At 58.0% G+C, this 16,206-nt stretch carries 14 protein-coding genes; 10 read left to right on the top strand and 4 right to left on the bottom strand.

The features are described from left to right. Window positions 1–137: 137 nt before the first annotated feature. On the bottom strand, window positions 138–407 hold the full coding sequence (locus tag GHN92_RS10195) for a short-chain dehydrogenase (RefSeq protein ID WP_133144930.1): 270 nt from the start codon (window positions 405–407) through the stop codon (window positions 138–140). Between the two features lie 429 nt (window positions 408–836). Here GHN92_RS10195 and GHN92_RS10190 point away from each other — a divergent pair, with 429 nt between their 5' ends. Then, the gene (locus GHN92_RS10190) at window positions 837–2,954 is read left to right on the top strand and encodes a TonB-dependent receptor domain-containing protein (protein ID WP_133144929.1); all 2,118 of its coding nucleotides are present in this window, start codon (window positions 837–839) and stop codon (window positions 2,952–2,954) included. Here GHN92_RS10190 and GHN92_RS10185 read toward each other — a convergent pair. Next, window positions 2,951–4,033, bottom strand: coding sequence for an AI-2E family transporter (locus GHN92_RS10185; RefSeq protein ID WP_095002103.1), 1,083 nt, complete (start codon window positions 4,031–4,033; stop codon window positions 2,951–2,953). The genes GHN92_RS10190 and GHN92_RS10185 overlap by 4 nt on opposite strands. A gap of 146 nt (window positions 4,034–4,179) precedes the next feature. On the opposite strand from GHN92_RS10185, the gene GHN92_RS10180 reads away from it, so the two are divergent. The 8 genes from GHN92_RS10180 (at window position 4,180) to yegQ (ending at window position 12,786) form a co-directional block, all read left to right on the top strand. Then, on the top strand, window positions 4,180–5,475 hold the full coding sequence (locus GHN92_RS10180) for an OprD family porin (RefSeq protein ID WP_095002104.1): 1,296 nt from the start codon (window positions 4,180–4,182) through the stop codon (window positions 5,473–5,475). A gap of 244 nt (window positions 5,476–5,719) precedes the next feature. Further along, window positions 5,720–6,547: an NAD(P)-dependent oxidoreductase gene (locus GHN92_RS10175; RefSeq protein ID WP_153379998.1), complete on the top strand. Its 828-nt coding sequence runs from the start codon at window positions 5,720–5,722 to the stop codon at window positions 6,545–6,547. Window positions 6,548–6,591: 44 nt separating this feature from the next. Beyond that, window positions 6,592–7,479, top strand: a complete 888-nt coding sequence (locus tag GHN92_RS10170; RefSeq protein WP_153379995.1) for an SMP-30/gluconolactonase/LRE family protein — start codon at window positions 6,592–6,594, stop codon at window positions 7,477–7,479. Window positions 7,480–7,528: 49 nt separating this feature from the next. Continuing rightward, on the top strand, window positions 7,529–8,512 hold the full coding sequence (locus GHN92_RS10165; protein WP_095002107.1) for a TRAP transporter substrate-binding protein: 984 nt from the start codon (window positions 7,529–7,531) through the stop codon (window positions 8,510–8,512). 61 nt (window positions 8,513–8,573) lie between these two features. Further along, window positions 8,574–9,101, top strand: coding sequence for a TRAP transporter small permease (locus GHN92_RS10160; RefSeq protein ID WP_095002108.1), 528 nt, complete (start codon window positions 8,574–8,576; stop codon window positions 9,099–9,101). Next, window positions 9,102–10,379 (top strand): TRAP transporter large permease, encoded by a 1,278-nt coding sequence (locus GHN92_RS10155; RefSeq protein WP_153379993.1) that lies wholly within the window; start codon window positions 9,102–9,104, stop codon window positions 10,377–10,379. Window positions 10,380–10,467: 88 nt separating this feature from the next. After that, a complete protein-coding gene (locus GHN92_RS10150) occupies window positions 10,468–11,379 on the top strand; it encodes a DMT family transporter (protein ID WP_095019115.1) in 912 nt (303 codons plus the stop codon). A gap of 66 nt (window positions 11,380–11,445) precedes the next feature. Beyond that, window positions 11,446–12,786: a tRNA 5-hydroxyuridine modification protein YegQ gene (gene yegQ, locus GHN92_RS10145; RefSeq protein WP_133144927.1), complete on the top strand. Its 1,341-nt coding sequence runs from the start codon at window positions 11,446–11,448 to the stop codon at window positions 12,784–12,786. Window positions 12,787–12,894: 108 nt separating this feature from the next. On the opposite strand, the gene GHN92_RS10140 is transcribed toward yegQ, so the two are convergent. Together GHN92_RS10140 and htpG are read right to left on the bottom strand one after the other, a co-directional pair. Then, the gene (locus tag GHN92_RS10140) at window positions 12,895–13,623 is read right to left on the bottom strand and encodes a dienelactone hydrolase family protein (protein ID WP_095026113.1); all 729 of its coding nucleotides are present in this window, start codon (window positions 13,621–13,623) and stop codon (window positions 12,895–12,897) included. A gap of 58 nt (window positions 13,624–13,681) precedes the next feature. Then, complete coding sequence (htpG, locus tag GHN92_RS10135) at window positions 13,682–15,586, bottom strand: molecular chaperone HtpG (protein WP_153379991.1); 1,905 nt, start codon at window positions 15,584–15,586, stop codon at window positions 13,682–13,684. A gap of 233 nt (window positions 15,587–15,819) precedes the next feature. Here htpG and GHN92_RS10130 point away from each other — a divergent pair, with 233 nt between their 5' ends. Continuing rightward, window positions 15,820–16,089 (top strand): hypothetical protein, encoded by a 270-nt coding sequence (locus tag GHN92_RS10130; protein ID WP_095019112.1) that lies wholly within the window; start codon window positions 15,820–15,822, stop codon window positions 16,087–16,089. The last annotated feature ends 117 nt before the right edge of the window (window positions 16,090–16,206 follow it).

Below are 16,206 nucleotides of genomic sequence, written 5' to 3'. Positions count from 1 at the left end.
AGGCCGTACGATGGGGCGAGGACTTTTTGGTTCCTTTTTGGTCCTTCAAAAAGGGACTCGCCGTAAGGGCGAAACCACTATTTCAGTTAGACACAAATGCCGGATATGTACTCAACGTATCAGTTAAACAAACACGATCAAGCGGGCCGCAAGCGCCAGCCCAGCACATCGAGCAGATCACAACCATCGCGCAGCAATTGCGCCGAAACCGTGGCCAGATGTTTGAGATCAACCGAATCGGCCTGCTGCACTTCGCGGCTGGAGAACGATTCCATCAGTTGAGTTACAGCCAGAACGCGGGCGACTGCGTTGGCATGGAGCACATCGAGGGGAGCGCTACGATCGATCAATAACGCGGGGATGGTGCAGTCGATGGCTGTTAACGGGATATACGGTGAATTCGTCATAAGAAAGTCTCTTAAAGTTGGATTTAGCCATCCATTTTTGTCGCCAAACAAAAAAGGTGGCCGCTGTACGTGGGTTGGCGAACCGGTAACTTTAAGAAAACCCGGCAGACCCGAAGATCTCCCACGTACAACTGCCATAAAACATTTCGAGCAAATTACACGCTCAACCGTAAATAGCAATTATGTACTTATTTAAAGTTACTGCGGATCGCCAAACCCGGTCGCCTTATCGGCGAGCACCCACTATAGGCCCCGCATCAGACCTCCAGCAATTGCCAAACCTGTGCGATAAATCCCGAAAAAGCGTGAGCTTGCAGCTTCGCGAGCAGGCTCGCTCCCACAACTGGATTGCAACCGTGACAGTTGCGAGTGATTCCGGGCTTGTATAGGCTGGCGCGCCGCCCGCCCATCGATCTGGAAGCTCCATTAATGCGATCCGTGTTCTCCTCGCTTTTACCTTTGGCACTCCTCAGTGCCACCCCCGCCTACGGCAGTGCCCTGGAACTGGATGAGGTGCAGGTACGCAGCGAAGAAAGCAGCGAACTGGAAGCCGCCCAGAACGCACTCAATGAAGTGCCCGGCGCCAGCAACCTGATCGATATGGCCCGCGTCGAAAACGGTCGCACCGCCAGCAATGCCGATGTGCTGGCCTACCAGCCAGGGGTATACGCGCAATCGGCGGGCAATGACGGGGCCAAGGTCTCGGTGCGCGGCTCGGGCATCAACCGCGCCCCCAGCGCCCACGGATCGGGGCTGTACGTGATGTTCGACGGCCTGCCCCTGACCGGCCCCGGCGGTACGCCCTACGAACTGTTCGAACCGCTATGGTTGAGCCGCGCCGAAGTGCTGCGCGGCGCCAATGGCTTCGACACCGGCTCGCTGGCCCTGGGCGGCTCGATCAACTACGTCACCCACACCGGCTACGACGCCGCGCCATTGCAGGTGCGTTACGAAACGGGCAGCTATGGCTATCAGAAACGCCAGATCAGCTCCGGGCAGGTTCTGGGGGATCTGGACTACTATGTCGCCCTGACCGACTCAGACACCGACGGCTATCAACACCATACCGCTGGCAGCAGCAAAGGCATCGCAGCCAATGTCGGTTATCGCTTCAGTCCACAACTGGAAACCCGCTTCTACCTGCGCTATCGCGAAACCGATAACGAACTGGCCGGGCGCGTGACCAAAGACAATATCAAGCATCACCCTCGCGCAGCCAACCCGGCCTATGTGGCAGGGGACTACAGCCGCCCGCAACCCGGCAGTACCTGGCTGGGCAACAAGACCACGATGTACCTGGATGACGATTCGCAGCTGGAAGTGGGCCTGGTCTATCACGACTACCCGATGGATCTGCGAGAAGGCCCTAACCGTTTGAAAGTTGCCTATACCGATGTCAGCGGCACGCTCAACTACAAGCGCCGCGACACCCTGTTCGGCCTCGAAAGCAACACCACCGTGGGCCTGCGCAACACCAAGCATTTGCCCAACAGTGGTGCATCGGAATATGTGCGTATCCCTGTGGGCAACACTGCAGGCTATGCCCCGGGCACCAAGATTCGCGACTTCAGTTACCAGGGTTCCGACACCGTGCTGCACGCCAGCAATGATCTGGAACTAATCCCCGACCTGTGGCTGACCACCGGCATGGCGCTGATCTACACCCGCCGCGAGAGCGACGTGAGCTACCCCGACAGCGGTGGCAAGGTCAGCCAGCATGACTGGGACTACGCGCCCCGTGTTGGCCTGCGTTACGAGTTCAATCCGAACCTGCAGGTGTACGCCAACCTGAGCCGTTCGGTTGAGCCGCCGCACCCGTGGTCGATGATCTGGGGCTCGCCGTTTACCTTCCCGGTCAACAGTGGCCCGGCTACCGGTCGCCAGAGCACCCCCGTGTCGCTGGACAATCAAACTGCTACTACTCTGGAACTGGGCACCCGTGGCGATTCGTGGCTCGGACAGTGGGATCTGGCCTGGTATTACTCGGCCGTGCGCCATGAACTGCTGAGCGTCGAAACCCAGGCCGCCACTCTCACCCAAAGCCCGATTGTCGGCGAGTCCAACGCCAGCCCCACCGTGCACCAAGGCATCGAAGCAGGACTCAACAGCCTGCTGTGGGAAAGACAAGCAGTGGGCAAGGTATCCCTGCGCCAGGCCTACACCTTCAGCGACTTCCATTACCGTGACGACGAGCGCTTTGGCGACAACAAGTTGCCGGGGATCCCGCAACACTACTACCAGGCCGAAGTACGCTATGACCATCCGCAGGGCTTCTATGCCGGGGTGAACACCCAGGTTGCCTCACGCATGGCGGTGGATTACGCCAACTCGTATTATACCTCGTCCTATATGCTTTGGGGCGCAACCCTGGGCTACAACGCCCCCAAGCAGGACTGGCAAGCCTGGCTCGACCTGCGCAACCTGAGCGGCGAGCGCTATGCCGCTACGGTTACGCCAGGGTATGACGACAAGGGACTGGACGCCGCGCGCTCCACCCCCGGTGAAGGCAGGGGCGCCTACGTGGGGGTTTCCTACAGCTTCCGTTAATCGCCGGACGGGATATCGGCTGGCAACCGCACCTTGCGCCGGGTGCCACTGAACAGGCCCCAGCTGGACAGGAACAGGGCGGCAATCAATGGCCCGATCACAAAGCCATTGAGGCCGAAGATCGCCATGCCGCCCAGGGTCGAGATCAAAATCAGGAAGTCCGGCATTTTCGTGTCCTTGCCCACCAGGATGGGGCGCAGCACGTTGTCCACCATGCCGATCACAAAGACCCCATACAGCGCCAGCACCACACCCTGCCAGACCGAGCCGGTCACTACGAAGTAAACCGCGACCGGTGCCCAGACGATGCCGGCACCCACGGCGGGCAACAGCGACAGGAACATCATCAGCACCGCCCAGAACAGCGCGCTGTGAATGCCCAGTACCCAGAAAATCACCCCGCCCAATGCCCCCTGGGTAATGGCCACCGCCAGGTTGCCCTTGACCGAGGCCCGGACCACACGGCGCAATTTGAGCTGCAACAGGCGTTTTTGCTGTTCGGCAAGCGGTACCGCGTTGCGGATGGTGCGCACCATTTGCTGGCCATCACGAATAAAGAAGTACAGCAGGTACAACATGATGAAAAAGCTCACCACCAGATCAAAGGTGCTCTGACCAAAGCTGAACACCTGGGTGGCAAAAAACTGGCTGCCTTCGAGTGCACCCTTGGATACTTTCTCGCTCAGCCCGTCGATATTGCCCATGCCGAAACGGTCAAGCCAGTCCTGGGCGGTGGCCGGCAGGATATCCTTGAACTGCATGACATAGCTGGCGACGTTGATTCTGCCGCTTTCAACATCCTTGTAGAGCGTTGCCACTTCCTGCACCAGCAAGGTCGTGGTGATGATGACCGGAATGATCGCGATCACCGTACAGGCCCCCAGCGTGGTAAAAGTTGCCAGGTTGCGTCGGCCTTTTAGCTTGAGTAGCAGCTTGCGTTGCAGGGGTGCAAACAGAATCCCCAGGGCAACAGCCCAAAAAATCGCGCCATAAAACGGCAATAAAATCCAGATGAATGCAATTGTGACCAAGGCCAGCAACAGGAGCAGGGTTTTACGTTGCAGACTTGTTTCGTTCATGAGCCATCCATGTCAGTGATGCGAGTAGGAATCTGGTGCACGCAGTGTAGCCGCTGACATTGACAACTCCCTAGACACTCTGTAAATAATCTGCCTGGTTGTACGACGACAGATAACAAAAATAATAATACTCAGGAGCTCTACGGATGATCACACCTACCTGTGCCCCCTCCCTGTTCACTTGCTCAAGAACCTCCCGTGGTACCCGCTCGCTGGTGTTGCTGGGCCTTGGCAGCATGGGTCTGGCGCTGCCCGTCAGCGGTATGGCCGAAGGCTTTATCGATGACACCAAGGCTACATTGAACCTGCGCAACGCCTACATCAACCGCAACTATACCAACCCTGACTACCCGCAAAGCAAGGCCGAAGAGTGGACGCAAAACTTCATTCTCGACGTCAAGTCCGGCTTTACCCAGGGCACTGTCGGTTTCGGAGTGGATGTACTGGGGCTTTACTCGCAAAAACTCGACGGCGGCAAGGGCACGGTCGGTACTCAACTGTTACCGACCCACAGCGATGGTGAGCCCGCCGATAACTTTGGTCGTTTGGGTGTTGCGGCCAAGGCCAAAATCTCCAATACGGAACTGAAAATCGGCGAGTGGATGCCGGTGCTGCCGATCCTGCGCTCGGACGATGGCCGCTCCTTGCCGCAAACCTTCCGTGGCGGCCAGATCACTTCAAAAGAAATCGCCGGGCTGAACCTCTACGGTGGCCAGTTCCGCGCCAACAGCCCGCGTAACGACGCAAGCATGGAAGACATGTCGCTCAACGGCAAAGGTGCCTTTACCTCCGATCGCTTCAACTTTGCCGGCGGTGATTACAGCTTCAATGAAAAGCGTACCCAGGTCGGCCTGTGGTATGCCCAGCTGGAAGACATCTACCAGCAGCAATTTTTAAACGTGTTGCACAGCCAACCTGTTGGCGATGTGACGCTGGGCGCAAACCTCGGTTATTTCTGGGGCAAGGAAGACGGTAACAAACTGGCGGGGGACCTGGACAATAGAACCGCCTACGCCCTGCTGTCGGCCAAATACAAGGGCAACACTCTGTATGTGGGCCTGCAGAAAATCAGTGGCGACGATGGCTGGTTCAGGGTCAATGGCACCAGCGGCGGAACCCTGGCCAACGACAGCTACAACTCCAGCTATGACCTGGCCAAGGAGCGCTCCTGGCAAGTGCGTCATGACCTGGATTTCGCGGTGCTCGGCGTCCCCGGCCTGACCATGATGAACCGCTATATCAGTGGCGATAACATCCACACCGGCAGCATCACCGATGGCAAGGAATGGGGCCGCGAATCGGAACTGGCTTACACCGTACAGGCCGGTACGTTCAAGGACCTTAACCTGCGCTGGCGCAATGCGAGTATCCGGCGCGACTACAGCACCCACGAATTCGACGAAAACCGCATCTTTATCAGCTATCCGTTGTCGTTGCTGTAAGTCATGTCTGTGCCATCGGGGGGCGCTTGCGACCCTCACCCCTGCCCTCTCCCAAAGGGAGAGGGGGCTGATGTGTGGTGTTACGCAGAACTGCTTTTGCCTTTAGTCCCCTCTCCCTTTGGGAGAGGGTGCTTTTGGTGAATAATCCAGATCACTTGTGCATTGACAACCACCGCAATGACTGTGAATAATCCAACCCAAGTCATACGACAACTGACAATAACAAGTACGACAGGGCCCTTTGATGACAACCACACACACTGTCCAAACCCCCTTCAATCGCCTTCTCCTCACCGGTGCTGCTGGCGGTCTGGGGAAGGTGCTACGCGAAACCCTCAAGCCCTACGCCAGGGTGCTGCGACTTTCAAATATCGCCGCAATGGCTCCCGCTGCCGACAGCCGCGAGGAAGTGCTCATCTGCGACCTTGCCGACAAACAGGCCGTCCACCAGCTGGTTGAAGGGGTAGACGCCATCCTGCACTTTGGCGGTGTCTCGGTGGAGCGCCCGCTCGAAGAGATCCTCGGCCCCAATATCAGCGGCATTTTCCATATCTACGAAGCGGCACGCCGGCATGGCGTCAAACGGGTGATTTTCGCCAGTTCCAACCATGTCATCGGGTTCTACAAACAGGACCAGACCCTGGATGCCCACTCCCCGCGCCGGCCTGACAGTTACTACGGGCTGTCCAAGTCTTATGGCGAAGACATGGCCACCTTCTACTTCGATCGTTATGGCATCGAAACCGTCAGCATCCGCATCGGTTCCTCGTTCCCCGAGCCGCAAAACCGCCGGATGATGAGCACCTGGCTGAGCTTTGCTGACCTTACACAGCTGCTCGAGCGCTCGCTGTACACGCCGGATGTCGGCCACACCGTGGTCTATGGCGCCTCCAACAACCTCAATGTGTGGTGGGACAACCGCTATGCCGCCCACCTGGGTTTTGAGCCCAGGGACACCTCTGAAGTGTTTCGCGACAAGATCGAAGCTCAGCCGATGCCTGCGGCCAATGACCCGAGCATGGTTTACCAGGGCGGTGCCTTCGTGGCTGCCGGCCCGTTTGGCGACGAATAAATACGCCCCTGCCACCAAAACAAGATCACAGAGGTCGAGGCATCATGACAGCTGAACTGATTCTCGATGCACGTAATGCCACCGGCGAAAGCCCGGTCTGGAGCATCGCGGAGCAGGCACTTTACTGGGTGGATATCCCGGCAAAACGCTTGCATCGCTGGAGCCCCGCCGATGGTAAAGAGCACAGTTGGCAAGCCTCGCAAATGCTCGCCTGCATTGCTCAGACAGGTCATGGCAGTTGGATCGCCGCGATGGAAAACGGTCTGTTCGCTATCACCCCTCACGCCGATGGCAGCCTCGACAGTCGTTTGCTGGCCAGCGTGACCCACGCCCTGCCAGGCATGCGCTTCAACGATGGCCGCTGCGACCGCCAGGGCCGCTTCTGGGCGGGCACCATGGTGATGAACATGGCCGCCGGCGCCCCGGTGGGCGCCATGTACCGCTACAACGCAGGCCAGACCGAGCCGCTCACTGCGCAACTGCAGGGCTTGATCGTGCCCAACGGCCTGGCGTTCAGCCCCGATGGCAAAACCTTATACCTGTCGGACTCACACCCGGACGTGCAAAAAATCTGGGCTTTTGACTACGACACCGACACGGGTACCCCTCACAACCGTCGCCTGTTTGTGGACATGAGCGAGCACCCGGGTCGCCCCGATGGCGCCGCCGTGGATGCCGAGGGCTGCTACTGGATTTGCGGCAACGATGCCGGGCTGATCCATCGCTTTACCCCGCAAGGCAAGCTCGACCGCTCCCTGACCGTACCCGTGAAAAAACCGGCGATGTGCGCTTTTGGCGGCGCTGATCTGGACACCCTGTTTGTGACCTCGATCCGCCCTGCAGGCGATCTCGCCGACCAGCCGTTGGCAGGAGGCGTGTTTGCCCTCCGCCCCGGGGTCAAGGGCTTGCCGGAGCCACTACTGAATAACTGACAACCGATCCAACACCTTGAAATAACAAAAACAATATTTGGAGTGACCCATGGATTTCAAACGCACCCTGCTGATTGCTGCTCTCCCCCTGGCCTTCTGCCTCTCAGGCGTGGCCCAGGCCGAAATCAAGATCAAGTTCGCCGAGGTTCATCCCACTGGCTATCCGCCGGTGCTGGCCGAACAGGAAATGGGCAAAAAGCTTCAGGAACAGAGCAACGGCGATATTTCTTTCAAGATGTTTGCTGGTGGCGTACTGGGTTCAGAGAAAGAAGTAGTCGAACAATTGCAGTCCGGCGCGGTGCAGATGACCCGGGTCAGCCTCGGCATCCTTGGTCCGGTAGTACCGGAAACCAATGCCTTCAACCTGCCGTTCGTGTTCCGCGACCAAGCCCATATGCGCAAGATCATCGACGGCGAAATCGGCCAGGAGATGCTGGATAAAATCACCAACTCCGACTTCAATATGGTCGCGCTGGCCTGGATGGACGGCGGCACACGCAACCTGTACACAAAAAAACCGGTACGTGAGATTGCCGACCTCAAAGGCATGAAAATCCGCGTACAAGGCAACCCGGTATTTATCGACACCATCAACGACATGGGCGGCAATGGCATTGCCATGGCCACCGGCGAGATTTTCAGCGCCCTGCAGACCGGCGTGATCGATGGCGCAGAGAACAACCCGCCGACCTTCCTTGAGCACAACCACTACCAGAACGCCAAGTACTTCACCTGGACCGACCACCTGATCCTCCCCGAGCCGATCGTGATCGCCAAGACCACCTGGGCCAAACTCAGCCCCGAGCAACAAGCCCTGGTGCAAAAACTGGCCCGTGAAGCGCAAATGGAAGAGCGAGTGATCTGGGACAAAAAATCCGCGGAGAGCGAAACCAAGCTCAAGACCGCAGGCGTGGAATTCATCACCCTCACCCCGGAGCAGAAAAAAGCCTTCTACGACGCCACCCAGCCGGTTCGCGACAAGTACGGTGCCAACTACAAAGATCTGATCTCGCGCATCGAAGCCGTCCAATAAGCCAGTCCGATAACGCCGCCGCAACGGGCGCAAGCCCGTTTGCCGCGTAGTGGTGAGCCCCATGAAAAATACCGTACTGCGCTTTAATGACTTGCTGTACAGGGCCTGCATCGGGATCGCCGGTTTGTCGGTGCTGACCATGACCTTGATCATCCCCTGGGGCATTTTTGCCCGCTACGTGCTGGGCAGCGGCTCCAGCTGGCCCGAGCCCACCGCCATTCTGCTGATGGTGGTGTTTACCTTCTTTGGCGCTGCCGCCAGCTACCGTGCCGGTGCCCATATGGCAGTGGCGATGGCGGTCGAGCGCATGCCGGCCCATGTCCGCAAACTGGCCGCGGTGCTGGTGCAAATCCTGATGGTCATCGTCTGCCTGTTCATGACGGTCAAGGGCTTCAAACTGTGCGCGACCACCTGGAACCAGTTTCTTGGCGAAATGCCGGGTTTGCGCGTAGGCATCTCCTATTTGCCTATCCCGCTGGGCGGCATCGTGACCCTGATCTTCGTCCTGGAAAAACTCTTCCTGGGTGACCAAAGCCACCGCCGTGCCGTGCGGTTCGACATTGTAGAAGCCAGCGAAGAGGCCGTATAAATGGACGCTTTCGTATTGTTGGGCAGTTTTATCGCCCTGATCCTTATCGGCATGCCGGTCGCCTACGCGCTGGGCCTGTCGGCACTGGTCGGCGCCTGGTGGATCGATATCCCGTTCGATGCCCTGATGATTCAAGTGGCTGGCGGGGTTAACAAGTTCTCGCTGCTGGCCATCCCGTTTTTTGTCCTGGCCGGTGCCATCATGGCCGAAGGCGGCATGTCACGTCGGCTGGTGGCCTTTGCCGGGGTACTGGTAGGGTTTGTGCGCGGCGGCCTGTCGCTGGTCAATATCGTCGCCTCGACCTTCTTTGGCGCGATTTCCGGCTCTTCCGTCGCCGACACCGCTTCCGTGGGCTCGGTACTGATTCCGGAAATGGAGCGCGCCGGTTACCCCCGTGAGTTCTCCACGGCGGTAACGGTCAGCGGCTCGGTACAGGCTTTGCTCACCCCGCCCAGCCACAACTCGGTGCTGTACTCGCTGGCAGCGGGCGGCACGGTATCGATTGCTTCGCTGTTTATGGCCGGGATCATGCCGGGGTTGTTGCTCAGCGCAGTGATGATGGGCCTGTGCATGATCTTTGCGCGCAGACGCAACTACCCCAAGGGTGAAGTGATCCCGCTGCGCACCGCGCTGAAAATCGCCGGTGAAGCGATGTGGGGCCTGATGGCCATGGTCATCATCCTTGGCGGCATCCTCACTGGCGTCTTCACTGCCACCGAGTCGGCGGCGGTCGCGGTGGTGTGGTCGTTCTTCGTCACCATGTTCATTTACCGCGACTACAAGTGGCGTGATCTGCCCAAGCTGATGCATCGGGCGGTGCGTACCATTTCCATCGTAATGATCCTGATCGGCTTTGCTGCCAGCTTCGGTTACATCCTGACGCTGATGGAAATCCCGATGAAGATCACCACCGCGTTCCTGACCCTGTCGGATAACCGCTACGTGATCCTGATGTGCATCAACGTCATGTTGTTGCTGGGCACCGTGATGGACATGGCGCCGCTGATCCTGATCCTCACCCCGATCCTGCTGCCGGTGATCATCGGTATCGGTGTCGACCCGGTACATTTTGGCATGATCATGCTGGTCAACCTGGGCATCGGCCTGATCACACCGCCGGTGGGCGCGGTGCTGTTCGTGGGTGCAGCCGTGGGCAAGGTCACCATCGAAAACACCGTTAAAGCACTGCTGCCATTCTACCTGGCACTGTTTATGGTGCTGATGCTGGTGACCTACGTTCCGGCCATCTCGCTGTGGTTGCCAAACCTGGTGCTGTAACCCCGCCTTACCCCTGTGGGAGCGAGCAAGCCCGCTCCCACAGGGATATTAAAGCGGCTCTATTTCCAGCCAAGGAGGCTGGTTGCTTATGTCTGCTCCTGCGTTGTTCCCCCGCCATATCGCAGTATTGATTCTGGTACTGCTGGCCTGCGCTTTTGCGGGCAATCATATCGCCGCCCGGATTGCCTTCGACCACGACACCGGTTTGCTGCTGGCGATTCTATGTCGTGCTGGCGTGACCTTGCTGGTATTGACCGGCCTGGTGCTGTGGCAGCGTGAACGCCCCCGCCTGACCCCCGCCAACTGGCGTTGGCAATTGCTGTTGGGATTGCTGATCGCAGCACAAAGCTTCTGCATTTATTCAGCCGTGGCCCGTATCCCCGTGGCCCTGGCATTGTTGATCGGCAATATGGCGCCGATCCTGCTGGTACTGCTGACCTGGGCCCTGGGCGGTGCGGCACCCACCCTGCGGGCGGCACTGCTGATGGGGTTGATCATGTGCGGCCTGGTGTTTGCCCTCGACGTGCCCGAGCGTTTGTCCAGCCAGCACAGTACCGAGGCACAGTGGCTCGAAGGCATCCTCTTCGGCTTTGCTGCTGCTTGCGTGTTTGCCTGTGCGCTATGGATCACCGATCACAAACTCTCGAGCCTGCGCGGTACGGTGCGTAGCATGCTGACCATGCTTATCGTATTTTGTGCGGCAGCCCTGGCCGGGGTCAGCGGGGTGCTGCCGGGCGGGGTGTCGCTGCCCTCCTCGTCTACCGGCTGGACAGCCCTGGCCTTTCTGGTTGCGCTTTACGGGCTGGGCTTCTGCCTGTTGTTTATCTGCATGACGCGGCTGAACATGGCCCGCAACGCACCGGTAATGAACGTCGAACCGGTGGCGAGCCTGCTGTTTGGCTGGCTGATTCTTGACCAGTTGCTCAGCAGCGGCCAGATCATCGGCGGCCTGATTGTGGTCGCGGGCATTGTGATGCTGACCTGGCCGCGCAAAGCATAGATCCAGATCAATAGCCGGGAGCAAGGGCTCGACTACCATCGCGCCTTTTTTGCGAACGAACTGACTATGCGCCTTGCTCCGCCCGAACTCCTCGCCCCTGCCGGCACCCTGAAAAATATGCGCTATGCCTTCGCGTATGGCGCCGACGCGGTGTATGCGGGCCAACCACGCTACAGCTTGCGCGTGCGCAACAACGAATTCGACCACACCAACCTGGCCATTGGCATCGCCGAAGCCCAGGCTCAGGGCAAGCGTTTTTACGTGGTGGTCAATATCGCCCCGCACAACGCCAAGCTGCGTACCTTTCTCAAGGATCTGGAGCCGGTGATTGCCATGGCACCGGATGCGCTGATCATGTCCGACCCGGGGCTGATCATGCTGGTGCGCAAAAACTTCCCCCATGTGCCGATTCATTTGTCGGTGCAGGCCAATACCGTGAACTGGGCCAGTGTTGAATTCTGGCGCCAGCAAGGCCTGAGCCGCATCATCCTGTCCCGGGAGTTGTCGCTGGAAGAGATCGAAGAAATCCGTCAGCAAGTACCCGATATGGAGCTGGAGATTTTCGTACATGGCGCGCTATGCATGGCCTACTCCGGGCGCTGCCTGTTATCTGGCTACATGAACAAGCGAGATGCCAACCAGGGCAGCTGCACCAATGCCTGCCGCTGGAAGTACGAGGCCAGACCGGGTACAGAAAACGAGCTGGGCAATATCGTCAATGTGGTTGAGCCTACCCTGGGCGTAGGTGCACCCACTGACGAAGTATTCGTGATGCACGAATCCCAGCGCCCGGATGAACCGATGACCGCGTTCGAGGACGAGCACGGCACTTACATCATGAACTCCAAGGATCTGCGCGCCGTGCAGCATGTGGCACGGCTGGCCGAGATGGGTGTGCATTCGCTGAAGATCGAAGGCCGCACCAAGTCGCACTTTTACTGCGCGCGCGCCACTCAGGTATATCGCAAGGCGATTGATGATGCAGTGGCAGGTCGTGAATTTGATCGCAGCCTGATGACCGATCTGGAGTCACTGGCCCAGCGTGGTTATACCGAAGGGTTCTTGCGCCGCCATGTACACGATGAATACCAGAACTACCTGCATGGCAGCTCGCTGTCCCATCGTCAGCAGTTTGTCGGCGAATTGACCGGTGAGCGTCGCAACGGCCTGGCCGAAGTCAAAGTGAAAAACCGATTTGCTTTGGGCGATCATCTGGAGCTGATGACACCCCACGGCAACTATCACTTTGATCTGGAACGTTTGCTTAACAGTGCAGGCTTGCCGACCCAAGTGGCGCCGGGTGATGGCCACACGGTGTACCTGCCGATCCCCGAACAGGTGGACTTGAACTACGGGTTGTTGATGCGGGATTTGACGGTGAGCGAGGTGATGGAACGCTCGGCGTGACCACTGTGGGAGCGGGCCTGCTCGCGATAGCATCGCCCGGTGTTGTCTGACAGACCGAGCCGTCAGCATCGCGAGCAAGCCCGCTCCCACAGACTGTCGTGATTGCGATTAATCGCGAAACACTTCATCCAGCAAGTTATGCATGGCGGTGAACGCCCGACCCGCAGTTTTGGCGTCGTACATCATCTTGCCCGGCACATTGGCGTGGGGGTCAGTGAACGAATGTACTGCGCCGCCATAGCTGGTCAACTGCCAGTCCACACTCGCCGCGTTCATTTCGGCTTCAAATGCCGGTAACTGCTCGCTTGGCACCAATGGGTCCAGCGCCCCGTGCAACACCAGCACCGAGCCCTTGATGCTCTGGGCATCGATCGGGTTAGGTGTGTCCAGCGTGCCGTGGAATGACACCGCAGCTTGCAACGGTGCACCGCTGCGTGCCAGTTCCAGTGAACAGCACCCGCCAAAACAGAAACCAAAGGTTGCCAGCTTGTTGCTGTCGACCTGGGCCAGGCCCTGATTTTTCAGCATGTCATACGCTGCCCACATACGCTTGCGCAGCAAGGCACGGTCATTCTTGAGCGGCATCATCGCCGCACCGGCCTCGTCGGCGTTGCCGGGCCGGGTGCCCTGGCCATACAAATCGGCGATCAGTACCACATAACCCTGTTCTGCCACCGACTTGGCAATCTCTTCGGCGCCTGCGCTGATGCCCATCCAGTTGGGCGCCATCAGCAAACCCGGCAACGGGTCTTCACGGCTCGGATCAAAGGCCAAACGGCCTTCGTAAGGTTGGCCGTCGATTTGATAAGCCACAGAGCTGACCGAAATGGATTTCATCAAAAACTCCTGAATTTGAAACAAAAAAAACCCGCCGAAGCGGGTTTTTATAGCGAGGTTAGACCGACAACTCTACTAACAATTTGTTTAGCCGACGGACATAGGCCGCAGGGTCTTTCAAACTGTCACCGGCTGCCAGGGCTGCCTGATCGAAGAGGATGTGCGACAGGTCGCCAAAACGCTCTTCACTCTGCTCTGCATCGAGTTTCTCGATCAGCGGGTGAGCCGGGTTGAACTCGAAGATAGGCTTGGACTCAGGCACTTTCTGACCGCTGGCTTCGAGGATCTGACGCATTTGCATGCCCAGATCCTGCTCACCAATGGCAAGAATCGCCGGGGAATCAGTCAGACGATGCGACACGCGCACTTCGCTGACGCTCTCACCCAAGGCAGCCTTGATGCGCTCAACCAGACCTTCTTTGGCCTTGGCCACTTCTTCTGCGGCTTTCTTGTCCTCTTCCGAGTCCAGATTGCCCAGATCGAGGTCACCACGGGCCACGTCGACAAAGCTCTTGCCGTCGAAGTCGCTGAGGTAGCTCATCAGCCACTCGTCGATGCGGTCGGTCAGCAGCAGGACTTCGATGCCTTTTTTGCTGAAGACTTCGAGGTGCGGGCTGTTTTTAACCTGCGCGTAGGTTTCGCCGGTCAGGTAGTAAATCTTGTCCTGACCTTCCTTGGCGCGGGCCAGGTAGTCGGTCAAGGAAACATTCTGTTCGCCGTCGTCGCCGTGGGTCGAAGCAAAACGCAGCAGACCGGCGATTTTTTCCTTGTTGGCGAAATCTTCGGCCGGACCTTCTTTCATCACCTGGCCGAAGTTTTTCCAGAAGCCCTGATATTTCTCAGGCTCGTTCTTCGCCAGTTTTTCCAGCATGTCGAGTACACGCTTGGTCAGCGCCGTCTTCATCGAGTCGATGATCGGGTCTTTTTGCAGGATTTCCCGCGACACGTTCAGCGACAGGTCGTTGGAGTCGATCACGCCCTTGATAAAGCGCAGGTACAGCGGCAGGAACGACTCGGCCTGATCCATCACGAAGACACGCTGCACATACAGCTTCAGGCCTTTAGGCGCTTCACGCTGGTACAGATCAAACGGTGCACGGGCCGGAACGTAGAGCAGCGAGCTGTATTCGAGCTTGCCCTCAACCTTGTTGTGGCTCCAGGCCAGCGGGTTCTCGTAGTCATGGGCAATGTGCTTGTAGAACTCCTGATATTCCTCGTCCTTTACTTCAGTACGAGGACGGGTCCACAGGGCACTGGCACGGTTAACGGTTTCCCATTCCAGTGCAGGCGCCTCTTCGCCTTCGGCAACGGTCTGCTCTTTAGGCAGTTCGATAGGCAGGGCGATATGGTCGGAGTACTTCTTGATGATGTTGCGCAGGCGCCAGCCGTCAGCGAATTCGGATTCGCCAGGCTTGAGGTGCAGCACGATTTTGGTGCCGCGGTCGGCCTTCTCGACGGTGGCCACTTCAAACTCGCCTTCGCCCTTCGAAGACCAGTGCACGCCCTCGCTTGCCGGGGTACCGGCACGGCGGCTGTACACGTCAACCTTGTCGGCAACGATAAAGGCCGAGTAGAAACCCACGCCGAACTGACCGATCAGATGCGAATCTTTTTTCTGGTCGCCGGTGAGGTTTTTCATGAAGTCGGCAGTGCCGGACTTGGCGATCGTACCCAGGTGGGTGATCACGTCATCGCGGTTCATGCCGATACCGTTGTCTTCGAGGGTGACGGTGTTGGCGTCTTTGTCGAAGCTCACACGGATTTTAAGCTCGGCACCGCCCTCCAGCAGATCTGGCTTGGACAGTGCTTCAAAACGTAATTTGTCGACAGCATCAGAGGCGTTCGAGATCAGTTCGCGAAGGAAGATTTCCTTGTTGGAGTACAGCGAATGGATCATGAGGTGCAGCAGTTGCTTGACCTCGGTCTGGAAGCCCAGGGTTTCTTTTTGAGTTTCCACGCTCATTGTTATCAAACTCCGATTGGATGGCAGTGGCCACGCCCGTAAGGGTTAGCGGCGGGATGTGATGAAAGTTGGGGCCAATGATGCAAATTTCAAGGGCCGAACCAGTGGCTCAAGTTTTTTACCAATAGTTTCCGCCCGCGCTGCTTTACTTATATATGTGTTCGAGCATGGAACTTAAGCCATCAGCCCATGCTCAAACGCCCCGTAGATCTACTCATAAGGAGAAACACCCCATGCGTAATACTTTTGCTGTTGCCTTGATGCTGGCTGCTTCGCTTGGCCTGGCTGCCTGCGACAAAAAATCCGAAGACAAAGCCCAGGACGCTGCCCAGCATTCTGAGCAAGCGCAAGAAAAAATGTCTGAAGCACAAGACAAAGTAAACGACGCGGCCAAAGAGAACGCCGAAGCTGCAAAAGCACAAGCCGAGTCCAATAAAGCCGCTGCTGAAGAAGCCGGCCAGACTGCTCCGGTTGCACCTGCGGCAACTACAGAAAGCAAGTAACACGACTTTCTGCGATATAAAACCAAGCCCGCCAAGTGCGGGCTTTGTTGTATCTGAACGTTAATGGCTAGTGTTTGCATGCTTGAACACACGCCCATTAAAAAAGCCCTGCATCCA

It is taken from the genome of Pseudomonas sp. FSL R10-2964 (genome assembly GCF_009600035.1).
Classification (GTDB): Bacteria; Pseudomonadota; Gammaproteobacteria; order Pseudomonadales; family Pseudomonadaceae; genus Aquipseudomonas; species Aquipseudomonas bubulae.
Note: the sequence above shows the minus strand (reverse complement) of the source record. Positions and strands in the feature narration are given on the sequence as shown.